Origin of the sequence: Corynebacterium sp. 21KM1197 (assembly GCF_033783015.1) — a bacterium.
GTDB lineage: Bacteria > Actinomycetota > Actinomycetes > Mycobacteriales > Mycobacteriaceae > Corynebacterium.
Map to the genome: position 1 here is coordinate 1,762,657 of NZ_CP123907.1, position 15,272 is coordinate 1,777,928.

Here is a 15,272-nt window from a genome sequence, read left to right on the forward strand (position 1 = left end):
CGGAAACCCCCTCTCTTTCTCTCGGCTAGGCCGTAGCTAGGGCAGCCGGGGCTAGTTATTCAGCGGCTTGCGCGTCTTGGCCATGTGCATGGCGCGCTCGGCGTTCTTCGGCTGCACCAGCACCGCGGAGGCCTCCCGGCTCTCCCGTAGGCCCAGCTCGTGGGCATCAATCTCGCCCTCACCGGCGTACTCGCGGGCCAGCGCCGCACCGATGGCCTGATCCGTCTCGGTGCCCTCTGTGTAGGCCAGCTCGCCGGAGTACAGCGGCAGTTTCCCGGAGACCGGAGCCTGGTACCCCTCGGCCAGTTCCTCGGCCAGGGCCACGGCGTCCGCGATCACGTGATCCGGGGAGAGCACCACGCGATCGCCCTCCCGCAGCAGCGGGAGATTAACCGCCGGAATGGGCTTGGTATTCAGCAGCATGGAGAAGGCCTTTTCATGCGGGTTCTCCACCCCCATCTCCACCAGGCGTTCCAGCGCGCGCACGGTGCCGCCCCAGCCGGGGAAGAGTCCCACCGAGCGCTCCGGGAAGCCCACGCGGGTTTCCGCGTGAATCACGGAGGCGTCCGTGTGCAGCAGCAGTTCCAGGCCGCCGCCCAGGGCCACACCGCGCACCGCGCCCACCACGGGGAAGGCGGCGTCGCGCAGCGCCTGGAGGGATACCGCACCGGCCCGCACTACCTCGTAGGCGGCCTCGGCCTTGCCCGTGGCCGCCAGGCTGGCGATGGTGGGCAGATCAGCACCCGCGCAGAAGGACGTCGGGTTATCCGAGGCGATCACCAGGGCGCGAATATCGATGCGCTCGGCCACCTCGCGCATGATGTCCAGGGCCGGAACGCTACAGGCGTTCATCGGGGTGGTGAAGGTGTACAGGGCGATGCCATCGGCGCGCTTGTACACGGTGGCGGCGTCATTCTGCGCGATGATCTCCGCGCCCTCCACCAGATCGGCTACCTTGACCACGCCCTCGCGCTCGCGGGGAGCCTGCGGGGTGCCGTCGCTGCCCAGCACCTTGCCCTCCGCGTAGAAGCCGCCGGCCTTGACCGCGGCGGTCAGCAGGGCCGGGGCCTCGCCCTCGTACAGGGAGGCCAGCCACTCCACGCCCAGGGAATCCGCCAGGGCAAAGGGGCCCTTCTTCCAGCCGTAGCCCAGGGCCATAGCGGCGTCGATGGCGTCTACCGCGTCGCAGATCTCCGGTGCGGTCTCGCAGCAGTAGGTCAGCGTGGTCAGCAGCACGTCCTTGGCGTAGCGCCCCTCGGGGGTATCCGCCGTGAGGAGTTCGCGGGCGTCGCTGGGCACCGTGTACTTCTCGCGCGGGCGGTAATCGCCCGTCTCAAAGTCAAAGACCTCGTCGCGGCCCCGGTAGAAGCCGGACTGCGCGGTGCGCCCGGTGAAGCCCTTGTCCAGCAGCGTGGTGAACTCGGGGCGCTGCGTGATGTCAAAGCGATGATAAGCATCCTTCTCCGGCAGCGCGGAAAGCAGCGAACCCCAGATGGCGGGCACCAGTTGCAGGCCCACGTAATCAAAGAGGCCAAAGATTCCGGTGCGCGGAATACCAAAGGCGCGGCCAAAGGCGGTATCCGCCTGCTCCGGAGCGATCCCCTGCTCGAAGGCGATGTGGGCACCGGCAGCCATCCAGAAGTTACCAATGCGGTTGGCGATGAAGCCGGGGGTATCGCGGCAGTCCACGATCACCTTGCCCATCTGGCGCTCCAGCACGTGCGTGAGTGCCTCGATGACCTCCGGGCGGGTATCCGGCCCCGCCACCAACTCCACCAGGCGCATGACGCGCGGCGGGTTGAAGAAGTGCGTGATGGCAAAGTCCTTGCGGAAGGACTCGTCCAGGCCGCCGAGGAGTTCCGCGAGCGGAATGGTGGAGGTATTAGAACTAACCGGGGTACCGGGGGCGCGGTGGGCGTCGATGCGGCGGAAGGTGTCCTGCTTGACCTTGAGGTCCTCAAAGACGGCCTCCACGATCCACTCCGCCTCGCCCAGTCGATCCAGGTGATCCTCCACGTTGCCGGGAATCACGTTCTCCGCGTATTCCGGGCGCATGAAGCCGTGGCGCTTGAGCTGAAGTTCGATGCCCTTCTTGGCGCGGGCGTCCCGGTCCTCTCCCTCGGCGGGAATATCCAGCAGGTGAACCTTGACCCCGGCGTTAGCCAGGTGGGCGGCGATACCCGCGCCCATCGAACCCGCGCCGAATACGGCGGCGGTGCGAATGGTGTGTGCGTCAGACATGTGCTTAAACCTCCAGAATCAGAGCGATACCCTGGCCGCCGCCGATGCACAGCGTGACCAGGCCGTAGCGACCGCCGGTGGCGCGCAGGCGGGCGATGAGCTTGGTGGTGAGGATCACGCCGGTGGCACCGATCGGGTGCCCCAGGGCGATGGCGCCGCCATCGACGTTGGTCTTGGCCGGGTCAAAGCCCAGCTGATCGGACACCGCCAGGCACTGCGCGGCGAAGGCCTCATTGGACTCGATGAGGTCGATGTCCTCCAGCTTCAGACCGGCCTTCTTCAGGGCCTTGGGCACGGCGGCCACCGGGCCCAGGCCCATGTACTTGGGATCGCAACCGGCGATGCCCCAGCTGACCACGCGGGCCTGGGGGTTCAGGCCGTGCTCGTCCACGGCCGCCTGGCTGGCCATGACGGTGACGGCGGCGGCGTCGTTAATGCCCGAGGCGTTACCGGCGGTGACGGTGCCCTCCTTGCGGAAGGTGGGGCGTAACTTGGCCAGGCCCTCCAGGGAGGTTTCGCGGGGGTGCTCATCGGTGGTGAACTCGCCACCGCGCACCGGGACGGGCACGATCTGATCCTTAAAGCGGCCCTCGTCGATCGCGGCGCGGGCGCGGCGCTGGGATTCCAGGGCGTACTCGTCCTGGCGCTCGCGGCTGATACCAAACTTCTCCGCGATGTTCTCCGCCGTGATGCCCATGATTCCGTTGCCCATCGGGTCGGTGAGCGCGCCAGTGAGCCAGTCATCCAGGGTGCCATCGCCCATCTTGATTCCCTTGCGCATGCCCGGAATGGAGTACGGGGCGGCGCTCATCACCTCGGTGCCGCCGACGAGCGCGAGGCTGCTATCGCCGGTGATCATCTGCTGCGCGGCGCTGACGATGGCCTGCACGCCGGAACCGCAGAGGCGATTGACAGCGTAGGCGTGGCTGGACTGCGGCAGTCCCGCCTCCAGGGCCACCGCGCGGGGGGTGTAGACGTCGCGCGGGCGGGAGGTCACCACGTTGGCAAAAACGGAGGCGTCGAAGGCATCGGCGGGGGCGCCGGAGCGCTCGATCACGGCCTTGGCCACGTGAGCGCCGAGGTCGATGGGGGTGTAGGAGGACAGGGAGCCCAGGAAGGTACCGATGGGCGATCGGGCGGATTCGACGATGTACACGGATTCCGTCATGTTCTTGCTCCTTATTTTTCGGGTACCACTCGCGTTCACGCTTCCGGGCAGTGCTTCTGATAAGAAGCCACCGGACAGCCGCGTAGGCGAATGGTGATTCGCAGCAACCTCCCCCACTGTAATGGCGGTCACCCCATGCTGCAATACCCCGCCAGGGCACAGGTGATGCCGGGTGCGGCGACGGCGCGGCGGCTGGAGCAGCAGCCGATGCGATGGCCGGTGCAGCAACCTGCGCGGCAACCGATGCAGCAGAGGAGCGGCGTGGTATAAAAAAACAGTTCATAATTGGCACTGGCGGTGTACCAGCACCACGCCCATAATGGCCCCCATGACTCAATCCACCACTGGTTCTCCCCTGGTCAAGCGCGGCTTGGCCGATATGCTCAAAGGCGGCGTCATCATGGACGTGGTCACTCCCGGGCAGGCAAAAATCGCCGAGGAGGCGGGCGCCGTGGCCGTTATGGCCCTAGAGCGCGTGCCCGCCGACATTCGCGCCCAGGGCGGCGTGGCCCGCATGTCCGACCCCGACCTCATCGAGGGAATCATCGAGGCCGTGAGCATTCCCGTGATGGCCAAGGCCCGCATCGGGCACTTCGTGGAGGCCCAGGTGCTGGAATCCCTCAAGGTGGACTTCATCGACGAGTCCGAAGTGCTCTCCCCCGCCGATTACACCCATCACATCAACAAGCAACCCTTCACCGTTCCCTTTGTCTGCGGAGCCACCAACCTGGGCGAGGCGCTGCGCCGAATCACCGAGGGCGCGGCCATGATCCGCTCCAAGGGTGAGGCCGGTACCGGCGACGTCTCCGAGGCCACCCGGCACATTCGCACCATCACCGAGGAGATCGCCGCCCTGCGGCACCTGCGCGAGGAGGAACTCTACGCCGCCGCCAAGGAACTGGCCGCACCCTATGACCTAGTGGCCGAGGTGGCCCGCACCGGCAAACTGCCCGTGGTGATGTTCACCGCCGGCGGGGTAGCCACCCCCGCCGACGCCGCGATGATGATGCAGCTGGGGGCCGACGGCGTCTTTGTGGGCTCCGGCATCTTCAAGTCCGGCGATCCCGCCGCCCGCGCCGCTGCCATCGTGCGCGCCACCGCCGCCTACGATGACCCCGCCGTGATCGCGGAGGTCTCGCGCGGGCTGGGCGAGGCCATGGTGGGGATCAACGTCGGCGACCTGCCCGCGCCGCACCGCCTGGCGGAACGAGGCTGGTAATCATGGTGTGCGTGGGCGTTCTAGCCCTTCAGGGCGGCGTGGCCGAACACGCCGAGATGCTCACGGACCTGGGCGCGCAGGTACGCCTGGTGCGCCGACCCGAGGACGTCACCGGCGTGGACGCCTTTGTACTCCCCGGCGGCGAGTCCGGCCCCATCGACCGCCTGGCCGGTATCTTCCGGGTGCGCGAGCCGCTCATCCAGGCCATCAAGCAGGGCGCGCCCGTGCTGGGTACCTGCGCCGGACTGATTCTGCTCAGCCGCTGGGGGCTGCTGGACGTGAAGGTGGAGCGCAACGCCTTTGGCCCCCAGGTTTCCTCCGTTCACACCCGGGTGGACTGGGAGGGCACCGCGCTCGACGTCGCCTTTATCCGCGGCCCCAAGATCACCGCCGTGGGACCCGCCGCCACCGCGTGCGCCTACTACGAGGGCGCGATCGTGGGCGCGCGCCAGGGAAACCGGCTGGGGTGTTCCTTTCACCCGGAACTCACCGGGGATACCACCCTGCACCGCCGCCTGCTCGCCGCGGTGCGCTAAAGGGTGCTTATCGACATCCCGGTCGATAAGCACCCCTGTAGTTCCGCTAGTCGTTGAGCTTGCGGTATTGGAACACCTGGTCCGCAATGCCGTACTCCACGGCCTCCTCCGCCGTGAGGATCTTATCGCGGTCGGTGTCAATGCGGATCTGCTCTGCGCTGCGGCCGGTGTGGGCGGCCAGCGTCTTTTCCATCAGCGTGCGCATACGCTCGATCTCCGCCGCCTGAATCTCCAGGTCAGAAACCTGACCCTGGGTGCCTTGGGTGGCGGGCTGGTGGATCAGCACGCGGGAGTTAGGAAGCACGGCGCGCTTGCCCTTGGCCCCGGCCGCGAGCAGCACGGCGGCGGCGGAGGCTGCCTGACCCAGGCAGACCGTCTGCACGTCCGGGCGCACGTACTGCATGGTGTCATAGATCGCCATGAGTGCGGTGAAGGAACCGCCAGGGGAATTGATGTACATGGTGATGTCCCGGTCCGGGTCCAACCCCTCTAGCACCAGGAGTTGCGCCATGATGTCATTCGCGGAGGTATCGTCCACCTGGGTACCCAGGAAGATAATGCGCTCCTCAAAGAGCTTGGCATAAGGATTAGTTTCCTTGGTCCCGTAGGCCGACTGCTCGATAAAGGAGGGCAGCACGTAACGAGCCGAGGGCATCTGGAAAGCGTTATTCATGGATATTCTCCTCTTTTCCTCTTAGTTGCTCACGGAACCCTGGGCGGTGGTAATCACGTGATCCACCAGGCCGTATTCCTTTGCCTGCTGCGCGGTAAACCAGCGATCACGATCGGAATCCTTGGTGATCTGCTCGAAGCTCTGCCCGGAGTGCTCCGCGATCAGCTGCGCCATCTCCTTCTTGGTAGCGGCGAACTGCTCGGCCTGAATGGCGATGTCGGCGGCGGTGCCACCCACACCCGCCGAGGGCTGGTGCATCATGATCCGCGCGTGCGGCAGCGCAAAGCGCTTGCCCGGGGTGCCGGCGGTGAGCAGGAACTGCCCCATCGACGCCGCCAGCCCCATGCCATAGGTAGCCACATCGCAGGGGGAGTACTTCATCGTGTCATAAATGGCCATGCCCGCGGTGACGGAACCACCGGGGGAATTAATGTACAGGGAAATATCCCTGGTGGGATCCTCCGCGGAAAGCAGCAGAATCTGGGCGCACAACTTATTGGCGATCTCATCGTCCACCTGGCTCCCCAGGAAGATAATGCGCTCACGCAGCAGCCGCTCGTACACAGAATCGCTCAGGTTCAGCCCCTGAGCCTCCGCGGCCATCGTGGTAGAAGCGTTCATGGTCTTATCCATCTCCTTGTATCTCTTCTCGGTTGCTTGATACTTCCCACAGGCTACCCGCGCCGTGGGGCGAGACGGGAGAAAAATCGGCCTTGTTCGCTCACAGCGTTGGGGGTTGCCCTGCGCGCACGAAAAAGGCCCGGCCACCGGGGCCGGACCTTATCTCATGCGGGCCTATGCAGGCGCGGGAAAAGGATTACTCCTTGTCCTCTGCCTCATCCTCTTCCTCACCGAAGTAATCCGTGGGATCCACGGCATTGCCCTCATCGTCCTTCACCGTGGTGCGGCAGATAGCGGAGGCCAGGGCCTTACCGCGACGCACATCGGAGAACAGGTTAGCGATCTGCCCGGACTGGGAGAGCTGCTGCACGAACTGGTTGGGATCCATGCCATAAGCCTGAGCGGTAAACATGATGTGATCCGTCAGCTCCTGCTGGGAAACCTCCGGGGCCTCCTGCTCAGCCAGGGCATCCAGGAAGAGCTGCGTGCGCACGGCCTCCTCGGCGCTGGTGCGCTGCTCCTTATCAAACTCCTCGCGGGTGGTGCCCTGCTGCTCCAGGGCGGAGTTCAAGGCGGCCTCATCGTGCGCGAGCTGACCCAGCAACTGGTGGAGCTGGTTGTGCACCTGCTCGTTCACCACGCCCTCCGGCAGCGGGAAGTCCGCGTCGGCCAGGGCCTTCTCCAGCACGGCATCGCGGATAGCGGTGGCCTGCTCCGCCTTCTTGGACTCCTCCACCTGGCTCTTGGTGGACTCGCGCAGCTCCTCCACGGTGTCGAACTCGGAGGCCATCTGCACGAACTCCTCGTCCAGATCCGGCAGCTTGCGCTCCTTGGTCTGCTGGACGTGCACCGCGATGGTGGCTTCCTCGTCCTTGTGCTCGCCGCTGCGAATCTTGGCGGTGAACTCGTTATCCTCGCCGGTCTTCATGCCGCGCAGAGCGGTATCCAGGCCGTCAATGAGGTCACCCTGGCCGATCTCGTAGGACAGGCCCTCGGTGGTGGCCTCGTCCACGACCTCGCCGTCGATGGTGGCCTTGAGATCAATGATCGCGTAATCGCCGGTCTTAAGCTTGCGCCTGGTGTCCTTCAGTTCTGCGAAGCGACCGCGCAGCTGGTCGATGGCCTCGTCCACGGCCTCATCGTCCACCTTGAGGGCGGGAACGGTGACCTCGATGGCGGAGAAGTCCGGCACCTCAAACTCGGGGCGCACGTCCACCTCGGCGGTGAACTCCACGTACTCCTTGTCCTTGATCTCCGTGACGTCCACGTCCGGCTGGCCCAACGGGTTCAGCTCGTTCTCCCCCAGCGCGGCCTCGTAACGGGAGGGCAGCATGTCATTGACCACCTGCTCCAGGATCGGGCCGCGGCCAAAGCGGGCGTCGATAAGCTGGCGCGGAGCCTTCCCCTTGCGGAAACCGGGGATGGAAACCTGCTGCGCAATGGCGGCATAAGCCTGGTCGAGCTCGCCCTTCAGCTCATCGAAGGGAACGTTCACAGTGAGCTTGACACGGGTGTCGCTCAGCTTCTCGACGGAACTCTTCACGAGTCACTCTCCTGGATTCGGTGAATAGATGTGTACGTCGGGGCGACAGGATTTGAACCTGCGACCCCCTGCTCCCAAAGCAGGTGCGCTACCAAGCTGCGCCACGCCCCGTACAGGCCGCCACTTTACCGGCTCCGCAAAAACTCCCCTCACACCGGGGTAGGTTAAAGGCCCCGCCGCGAGTGCGACAGGGCCCAGACCTGGAGGGAACGACGGGAATCGAACCCGCGTCTTCAGCTTGGAAGGCTGAGGTATTAGCCACTATACGACGTTCCCCTGGCGTGATTGGCAGTGTATCGCACCAGGTGTGCGATACCAAACGCCCTGCCCCCACCCGCTCCTCGGCTGTCCCGAATGTCCTGGGACGATCCCTAGCCTCCCGGGCGGCAGGGAGGGGCCGCCGCCGCTAGGCCGTGGGGGCAATACCCGTGCGCTCATAATCGGCCAGAATGTCAATGCGGCGCTGGTGGCGCTCCGCCTGCGACCACTCCTGATCCAGGAAGGCGTCCACGATCTTCAACGCCTCCTCCGGGGAGTGCATGCGCCCGCCGATGCCGATGAGCTGTGCATTATTGTGCTCGCGAGCCAGGCGGGCCGTCTCCTCCGACCACGCCAGGGCGCACCGCGCACCCTTAACCTTGTTCGCGGCGATCTGCTCGCCGTTGCCGGAACCGCCCAGCACGATTCCCAGGGAACCGGGGTCATTCACCGTCCGCTGCGCCGCCTCGATACAAAAGGCCGGATAATCGTCCTCGGCATCGTATTCATGGGCACCACAGTCAATGACCTCGCGCCCGGCACCCTTGAGATGCTCCGCAATGGTGTTCTTCAGCTCAAAACCGGCGTGGTCCGCCCCTAGATATACGCGCATGGTGACAATTCTATAGAAAGACTCCGGGCAAGCGCTCCTGCGGAGCTGCACGACGATCGTTACACTCGGACCGCGTCAAGCAAGATACTTGAACGCCTCTAATAGTTCGTCACGAAAGGTACCTCCATGACCGTCTCTCCTCAAAGCAGCGCCAACACCGCCACCAAGGTGGCCGGTACCGCCGCCCTCGCAGCAACCCCCGCCGCGCTCGGCGCGCTCAGTGACGCCCCGGGGGCCGACGCCGCCGACGCCACCATCCTGCACGAGGAAACCGGACCCGCCGAGGAAGTGCAGGAGGAGACGGTTTCCACCTCCGATCCCAACTCCGACCCCGCCGGGGCCGCCACTGCCGAAGAAATCACCGCCGAAGAGATCAATACCCTCACCAACGAGGTACGCGAGGAACACGGCCTCCCACCCTTAAGCCTGGACGCGACGCTCAATGACGAAGCCGCACAATGGGCCAAGACCATGAGCACCACCGGGATCTTTGAGCACGCCGAGGGAGATTTTTCCGAGAATATTCACTTCCACGGAGCCACAATCAGCGCGCAGAATGTGATGCAGGACTGGTTGGACTCCGAGGGGCACCGGGCCAACCTGCTCGACCCCGAGGCCACGCGCATGGGAGCTGGAGTCTCTCACGATGAAAACGGCACCTACTCCGTACAGCGCTTTATCTAAAAGGTTTTTGTTTAGCGACGTCGCGGGCCAGGGGGTAAGCAAACTTTCGCACCGAATTACCTATACCTTAAATGCTCCTGCATGGTACGACCCTACCTTTCTTCCCATGCCATTCACACCGAGCACCAGGGGGAACATCAAAAATTGACCAAAGCGAAATGGAAAAGTTGCCATACTGTAACCATTTTCCCTTAGCGCCAGTACCCCTTTCCCGTTATGCTGGTCCACCGTGGCGCGAGAGTACAAAACCGTATCCAGGATTTGTTTCGCGCCACACGACATGTCAGAAACACACGAAAGGGAACGTGAGAGATGAAGCTGTCTCGTAAGTTCGCCGTCAGCGCAGCCACCCTGGTGTGGCCGCTTCCGCCACCATCGCCCCCGCGATGGCCGATGAGCGCCCCTCCTTCATCCCCGGCCAGACCCTCTCCCCCGAGGCAGCCGCCGCACAGAAGGATGCCAAGAAGCCCTCCGACATGGAGAAGGCCGAGCTGACCGGCAAGCGCCTGGACAACGCCAAGAAGGGCGTGGACACCGCCAAGGGCATCGTGGACACCCTGGGTGGCCTGGGTGGCCTGTTCGGCGGCGGCCAGGCCGCCGGTGGCGACGACGCCTCCGGCGAGGCCGACTGCTAATTCTTAACCTTTAAGGATTGAGCACTCAAGAGTGAGGCCGCTTTCCTCTGCCCCGGCATGAGGAAGGTGGCCTCACCTCGTATTTTCTCATGGTCTTGCCGCGATGCAGCGAGGAGCAAGGCAGGACGTCCACAGCAGTGACAGATGCCGGAGTCGCAGAGGAGTGTAACGGCCATCGCCCACATTCCTATATGATAGGTACAGAGTTCCAAACAGAAGGGAGAAACCGTGCCTACCGCACCCAAGCTTCACGCCCTCACTGCCATCTGCGGCAGCGCCCTGTTGGTCACCGCCTGTGGCAGCAGTGAGGCGCAAACCGCATCTGTCGGCACCACCTCGGCGATAGCTTCTACAACCGCAGAGCCAACCACCACCCCCGGCAGCGCAAGCGCTAGCGAGACGCCGGAGGACGCTTCCTCTTCCGAGGCCTCTCAGCCTCAGGAAACGCAAGACGATAATCCCGATGGGGGCCACAGCCTGTACGATCCCAACCCTATGGATGCCCAGTCCGTGGCTCTCGGAGAAACGTATTACTCCAACTGCGGACAAGCAGAAGCGGCACTCGCGCTCCCCCTCCATGAGGGACAACCGGGCTATCGCCCCGCGCTGGATCGCGACGGTGACGGGATCGCCTGCGAACCAGAAAATTGGTCAGAGCCGGGAGTCTGGCCCAGCCCCACTCAGGTGCCCAAGGCATTCGGGATGGAAGACCTGGAACGTCTGAAAAACGATCCCAATATCGACTACGACCCCAACGAATATCCTGGGTACAACCCCGAATATGACTAAAGTACTCTAAGGCCGTTCCAGGCTTTTCAGATTAGCGTGCACCGCTATCAAAAAGAGTACTGATCAAGGCATCTATATCGCCCCGCTAGCGAGGCGATATAGAGTGGGGCAGCATTTTCCACTGCCCCACTCAATCAGCTGCGATCCCACAACCTCATGCAGATTACTGCGCGGCTATGCGCTTAATATCCTTCTCTCCATAGGCCTGCTCTCCCGGCCCCTGGTTATGAATCGCCCAGGCCAAGACCTTTGCCATATCGGAGGCCTTCACCCCTTTAAATCCACCCCAGGTAAAAAGAAATTCGCTGAGGCGGAACCCCTGTTCCCTGGACACCCAGGCAGGATAAAGCATGGCAATGCGATCAAATCCCATTCCGCGCACGTTACGGATAAAATCTCGTTTGGCCGGGCGCGAATAATCCTTGCCAAAGTCCCGATCAGAATCGGCTCCCGCTACCGCGATAGCACCAAGAAACCGCGCTCCCCTGGCATGCGCAAAACGCGCAAACTCGGTGGCAATTTCCACATCAACCTTGCGGTACGCCTCTTCTCCCTTGAAGGCGTCTTGCAGCGGGGTGGCCACGAGGTCAAAAGCAATATCGACCTCCTCCACCTGAGCAAGATCAATCCCGCTGAGGTCCTCCATGTCCGCCACCACGATCTGCTGAACCTTGGGGGAGGAATCGAGGGCCTCTACGCGGCGTCATCCCACGGCGATAATGCGCTTCATCGCATCATCCTCCGCAAGGCGATCCACCAAAAATGATCCCGTGGCCCCGGTGTGCCCGCTGATCAGCACCGTCAATTCATTGTTCGTTACGCTCAATCCCCCTTAGAACCTCGGCCCCTCCGTCCGTGTGCGCTTTAGTTCGAAGAAATGCGGATAGCCCGCGAGCGTGACGGCGGCGTCGAAAAGCTCTCCGGCCTGATCACCCTGCGGAACCCGGGTGATCACGGGGCCAAAGAAGGCCGTCTCCCCCAGTTTCACCACGGGGGTGCCCACCTCGTCGCCCACGGCGTCCATCGCGCCCTGGTGGTACTCGCGCAGGCGCGCGTCCCATTCGGTGGTGTTCGCCACCTCGGCGTAGGCCGAGTCAAGGCCCACCTCGGCCAGCGCCTGGGCGATCACCTCGTTGTACGCGCCGTAGTCCTTCTTGCCGCCCTGGCGGCCGGGGTGAATGATGGTGCCCATCGCAGTGTAGAGGGCGTCGATTTTCTCCGGCTCCTGGGCCTTGACCGCCGCGAATACGCGCGCGGGGCCCCAGTTGGCCTTCATCTTTTCCATGTAATCGGGATCGAGGTCGCGCCCCTCGTTGAGCACGGAGAGGGACATGGGCACCCAATCCACCTCGATGTCGCGGACTTTTTCTACCTCTTTGATCCACCGGGAGGTCTGCCAGCAGAACGGGCAGGAGGCATCAAACCAAAAGGTCACGGGGGTAGCCATTATTACTCCTTGTATCGCTGTGTCTTGTGACTCTCTCCACGATAGCCACCCCTGCCCGCGCGCGCCGGTGGTGCGTACTACGGTGGTAGGAAGAAACTGGTAGGGAGCAGCCCATTCTTGGGTTCCACCCATGACCCTGAGCACATCCCAAGCCCCATGTCCCCGATCCCTCAGCAGTATCCGCAGCAACCGCCCACCCCGAGTTCGCGTTCCGTCCCACCCACCCAACCGCACGTTAGATTAAGGCAAGGTACCACCATGACCTCCATTAACCTCACCCAGCAGGAAGCCCAAGCCCGCGCCGCCCTGCTGGACGTTCACCACTATGACGTCACTCTGGACCTCACCGACCCCGATTCCGGGGAATTTAGCTCCATTACCACCATCAAATTTGCGGTAAAGCAGGCCGGCGATACGTTCTTAGACCTGCGTGCCTCCCGGGTGGAGGGCGTGCGTCTCAACGGCAACGATATTCGCCCCAGCGCCCACCCCGATGGGAGCTATCACGAGGAAAACGGCATCGCGCTCACCGGCCTAGAGCCCGGCGAGCACAGCCTGCGCGTGGTGGCCACCTGCGCGTATTCCCGCACCGGGGAGGGCCTGCACCGCTTTGTGGACCCCGCCGATGGCCGCACCTACCTGTACACCCAATTTGAGACGGCGGACGCCAAGCGCATGTTCGCCTGCTTCGATCAGCCCGATCTCAAGGCCACCTATTCCTTTACTATTCACACTCCTGACGATTGGCGCGTGATCGGTAACTCCGAGCAGCACACCGTCCGGCGCGACGAGGGTACCCTCACCCACACCTCCGCCGTGGATTACCCGCTTTCCACGTATCTGGTGGCGGTGTGCGCCGGCCCCTACACGGAGGTGCGCAGCACGTGGACGGGCACGCTCACCCATCACCCGGAGACCCCGGAGGGCCAGCCGCAGGAGGTCACGGTGCCGCTGGGCCTGTACTGCCGTAAGTCACTCGCCCCGCACCTGGACGCGCAGCGCCTGTTTAAGGAGACCAAGCAGGGCTTTGACTTTTACCACCGGAACTTTGGCTTTGCCTATCCCTTTGGCAAGTACGATCAGATTTTTGTGCCGGAGTTTAACGCCGGGGCAATGGAAAACGCCGGTTGCGTGACCATTCGCGATGAATACGTGTTTACCTCCCAGGCCACGCATTATCGCTACGAGCGCCGCGCCGATACGATTTTGCACGAGCTGGCGCACATGTGGTTTGGCGATCTGGTCACCATGCGCTGGTGGGACGATCTATGGCTCAACGAGTCCTTTGCCACCTGGGCCTCGGCCATTTCCCAGGCGGAGGAAACGGAATATGACACCGCATGGGTAACCTTTGCCGCCGTGGAAAAGGCCTGGGCATATAGCCAGGATCAGTTGCCCACCACGCACCCGATTTCTACGGACGCCTCCGATATTGAGACGGTGGATCAGAACTTCGATGGCATCACCTATGCCAAGGGCGCTTCCGTGCTCAAGCAACTCCAGGCCTACGTGGGACGGGAGAACTTCTTTGCCGGGGTGCGGCGTCACTTTGCCGCCCACGCCTGGGGCAACGCCACCTTTGATGATTTGCTCGGCGCCCTGGAGGAGGCCTCCGGCCGGGACCTCAGCAGCTGGGCCGCGCAGTGGCTCAAGACCACCGGCATCTCCCGCTTGCGCCCGCGCTTTGAGGTATCCAACGGCACCTATTCCTCCTTCGAGGTGGTGCAGGAGGAGCGTCCGCGCACGCACCGCGTGGCCGTGGGCTTGTATTCGCTTATCGACACCTCCGTGGTGCGCACGCACCGCGTGGAGATCGACCTCACGGGAGAGCGCACCGAAGTTCCCGAGCTGGTGGGTCTGCCCGCCGCCGATCTGGTGCTGGTCAATGACGATGACCTCACCTACTGCCTCATGGGACTCGATGAGGGCTCCACGGAGTTCCTCATGAAGAACATCGAGCGGATCAGCGATCCGATGGCGCGCACGCTGTGCTGGTCGGCCGCCTGGGAGGCCATGCGCGATGGGAACATGCGCCCCCGCGATTACGCGGCCCTGGTGGCCCGGGGCGCGGTGCAGGAAACGGAACTCGCAGTGCTCGAAAAGATCCTTGCCCAGGCCACGGCGGCCGTCACGCTCTACGCCGATCCCACCTGGGCGGATACCGAGGGCCGGGAACTGCTTTCCTCCCTGTTCATGGAGGGCGCACGGCAGGAAAACCGGGCCGCCGCGCTGATCTTTAACCACCAGCTCACCTCCGCCCCGCTCACCGAGGAAGCCGCACAGTATCTGCGCCGACGCTACGCGGACCCAGAGACGGAAACCGACCTGCGCTGGCTGGCGCTCACCGCCGTGATCGCGCACGGGGGCTTCGAGACCTCCGAGGCGGCCCGCACGGCGATCGCGGAACTCAGCGCGGTGGATCGCACCTCCTCCGGCGCGCAGGCAGCCCTGCGCGCGCACGCCGCCGTGCCGGAGGCAGGCATAAAGCGCGAGGTATTTGCCGAGTTGGTAGCCGGGGAGATGTCCAACCTAGATTCTCGTTCCAAGATGGCGGGTTTGACCTGGGCGGATTCCGCCCCGCTGCTCGCCCAGTTCAACAAGGAGTACTTTGAGGTGGCCCCGCAGGTGTGGGAGCGACTGAGTTCTGAGATGGCGCAGCGCACCCTCATCGGGTTGTACCCGTTCTGGGACGTCACCCCGGAGGCCTTGCAGCGCGCGGATGCGCTGCTGGAATCCATGGCCTCGGCGGGTCTGCGCCGTCTGATCCTGGAGAACCGGGATCGGGTGGCCCGCATGCTGCGGCTGCGCAAGGTGGACGCGGAGGCCGCGCTGGGCTAAGCGCCCG

Annotated in this window: 15 protein-coding genes and 2 tRNA genes; 6 read left to right on the forward strand and 11 right to left on the reverse strand. The window is 64.0% G+C overall.

The annotated features are described in order from the left end of the window. Positions 1 to 51: 51 nt before the first annotated feature. Both OLW90_RS08525 and OLW90_RS08530 read right to left on the reverse strand, forming a co-directional pair. Entirely contained in the window at positions 52 to 2,241 is a 2,190-nt protein-coding gene (locus tag OLW90_RS08525; RefSeq protein WP_319649668.1) for a 3-hydroxyacyl-CoA dehydrogenase/enoyl-CoA hydratase family protein, read from the reverse strand. Between the two features lie 4 nt (positions 2,242 to 2,245). After that, positions 2,246 to 3,409 (reverse strand): acetyl-CoA C-acyltransferase, encoded by a 1,164-nt coding sequence (locus OLW90_RS08530; RefSeq protein ID WP_319649669.1) that lies wholly within the window; start codon positions 3,407 to 3,409, stop codon positions 2,246 to 2,248. A gap of 328 nt (positions 3,410 to 3,737) precedes the next feature. On the opposite strand from OLW90_RS08530, the gene pdxS reads away from it, so the two are divergent. Next, positions 3,738 to 4,628 carry a pyridoxal 5'-phosphate synthase lyase subunit PdxS gene (gene pdxS / locus OLW90_RS08535; RefSeq protein ID WP_319649670.1) on the forward strand — a complete coding sequence of 297 codons (891 nt, stop codon included), beginning with the start codon at positions 3,738 to 3,740 and terminating at the stop codon, positions 4,626 to 4,628. Positions 4,629 to 4,630: 2 nt separating this feature from the next. After that, positions 4,631 to 5,164 carry a pyridoxal 5'-phosphate synthase glutaminase subunit PdxT gene (pdxT, locus tag OLW90_RS08540; RefSeq protein ID WP_319649671.1) on the forward strand — a complete coding sequence of 178 codons (534 nt, stop codon included), beginning with the start codon at positions 4,631 to 4,633 and terminating at the stop codon, positions 5,162 to 5,164. 46 nt (positions 5,165 to 5,210) lie between these two features. On the opposite strand, the gene OLW90_RS08545 is transcribed toward pdxT, so the two are convergent. From OLW90_RS08545 to OLW90_RS08570, 6 genes are all read right to left on the reverse strand, one after another. Then, entirely contained in the window at positions 5,211 to 5,837 is a 627-nt protein-coding gene (locus OLW90_RS08545) for an ATP-dependent Clp protease proteolytic subunit (protein ID WP_319649672.1), read from the reverse strand. A 21-nt stretch (positions 5,838 to 5,858) separates the two neighbouring features. After that, positions 5,859 to 6,458: an ATP-dependent Clp protease proteolytic subunit gene (locus tag OLW90_RS08550; protein ID WP_319649673.1), complete on the reverse strand. Its 600-nt coding sequence runs from the start codon at positions 6,456 to 6,458 to the stop codon at positions 5,859 to 5,861. Positions 6,459 to 6,654: 196 nt separating this feature from the next. Then, entirely contained in the window at positions 6,655 to 8,001 is a 1,347-nt protein-coding gene (tig, locus tag OLW90_RS08555; RefSeq protein WP_319649674.1) for a trigger factor, read from the reverse strand. Positions 8,002 to 8,038: 37 nt separating this feature from the next. Next, a tRNA-Pro gene (locus OLW90_RS08560) sits at positions 8,039 to 8,112 on the reverse strand. 90 nt (positions 8,113 to 8,202) lie between these two features. Continuing rightward, positions 8,203 to 8,277, reverse strand: a tRNA-Gly gene (locus tag OLW90_RS08565). Between the two features lie 130 nt (positions 8,278 to 8,407). Next, positions 8,408 to 8,872, reverse strand: coding sequence for a ribose-5-phosphate isomerase (locus OLW90_RS08570; RefSeq protein ID WP_319649675.1), 465 nt, complete (start codon positions 8,870 to 8,872; stop codon positions 8,408 to 8,410). 126 nt (positions 8,873 to 8,998) lie between these two features. On the opposite strand from OLW90_RS08570, the gene OLW90_RS08575 reads away from it, so the two are divergent. The 3 genes from OLW90_RS08575 to OLW90_RS08585 all read left to right on the forward strand — a co-directional run bounded on the left by OLW90_RS08575 (position 8,999) and on the right by OLW90_RS08585 (position 10,980). Further along, entirely contained in the window at positions 8,999 to 9,556 is a 558-nt protein-coding gene (locus OLW90_RS08575; protein ID WP_319649676.1) for a CAP domain-containing protein, read from the forward strand. 356 nt (positions 9,557 to 9,912) lie between these two features. After that, the gene (locus tag OLW90_RS08580; protein WP_319649678.1) at positions 9,913 to 10,191 is read left to right on the forward strand and encodes a hypothetical protein; all 279 of its coding nucleotides are present in this window, start codon (positions 9,913 to 9,915) and stop codon (positions 10,189 to 10,191) included. 228 nt (positions 10,192 to 10,419) lie between these two features. Beyond that, positions 10,420 to 10,980, forward strand: coding sequence for an excalibur calcium-binding domain-containing protein (locus OLW90_RS08585; protein ID WP_319649679.1), 561 nt, complete (start codon positions 10,420 to 10,422; stop codon positions 10,978 to 10,980). 163 nt (positions 10,981 to 11,143) lie between these two features. On the opposite strand, the gene OLW90_RS08590 is transcribed toward OLW90_RS08585, so the two are convergent. The 3 genes from OLW90_RS08590 to OLW90_RS08600 are packed head-to-tail and all read right to left on the reverse strand — an operon-like array spanning position 11,144 to position 12,427. Next, positions 11,144 to 11,638, reverse strand: coding sequence for a hypothetical protein (locus OLW90_RS08590; RefSeq protein ID WP_319649680.1), 495 nt, complete (start codon positions 11,636 to 11,638; stop codon positions 11,144 to 11,146). 45 nt (positions 11,639 to 11,683) lie between these two features. After that, positions 11,684 to 11,806 carry a hypothetical protein gene (locus OLW90_RS08595; RefSeq protein WP_319649681.1) on the reverse strand — a complete coding sequence of 41 codons (123 nt, stop codon included), beginning with the start codon at positions 11,804 to 11,806 and terminating at the stop codon, positions 11,684 to 11,686. A 6-nt stretch (positions 11,807 to 11,812) separates the two neighbouring features. Beyond that, complete coding sequence (locus OLW90_RS08600; protein WP_319649682.1) at positions 11,813 to 12,427, reverse strand: DsbA family protein; 615 nt, start codon at positions 12,425 to 12,427, stop codon at positions 11,813 to 11,815. Positions 12,428 to 12,685: 258 nt separating this feature from the next. Here OLW90_RS08600 and pepN point away from each other — a divergent pair, with 258 nt between their 5' ends. Next, complete coding sequence (gene pepN / locus OLW90_RS08605) at positions 12,686 to 15,265, forward strand: aminopeptidase N (RefSeq protein WP_319649683.1); 2,580 nt, start codon at positions 12,686 to 12,688, stop codon at positions 15,263 to 15,265. Positions 15,266 to 15,272 lie beyond the last annotated feature (7 nt).

Bases quoted from the DNA above. Each gene is read 5' to 3' on its own strand.
- OLW90_RS08525 (WP_319649668.1), bottom strand. From the start codon at position 2,241: ATGTCTGACGCACACACCATTCGCACCGCCGCCGTATTCGGCGCGGGT.
- OLW90_RS08530 (WP_319649669.1), bottom strand. From the start codon at position 3,409: ATGACGGAATCCGTGTACATCGTCGAATCCGCCCGATCGCCCATCGGT.
- pdxS (WP_319649670.1), top strand. From the start codon at position 3,738: ATGACTCAATCCACCACTGGTTCTCCCCTGGTCAAGCGCGGCTTGGCC.
- pdxT (WP_319649671.1), top strand. From the start codon at position 4,631: ATGGTGTGCGTGGGCGTTCTAGCCCTTCAGGGCGGCGTGGCCGAACAC.
- OLW90_RS08545 (WP_319649672.1), bottom strand. From the start codon at position 5,837: ATGAATAACGCTTTCCAGATGCCCTCGGCTCGTTACGTGCTGCCCTCC.
- OLW90_RS08550 (WP_319649673.1), bottom strand. From the start codon at position 6,458: ATGAACGCTTCTACCACGATGGCCGCGGAGGCTCAGGGGCTGAACCTG.
- OLW90_RS08570 (WP_319649675.1), bottom strand. From the start codon at position 8,872: ATGCGCGTATATCTAGGGGCGGACCACGCCGGTTTTGAGCTGAAGAAC.
- OLW90_RS08575 (WP_319649676.1), top strand. From the start codon at position 8,999: ATGACCGTCTCTCCTCAAAGCAGCGCCAACACCGCCACCAAGGTGGCC.
- OLW90_RS08600 (WP_319649682.1), bottom strand. From the start codon at position 12,427: ATGGCTACCCCCGTGACCTTTTGGTTTGATGCCTCCTGCCCGTTCTGC.
- pepN (WP_319649683.1), top strand. From the start codon at position 12,686: ATGACCTCCATTAACCTCACCCAGCAGGAAGCCCAAGCCCGCGCCGCC.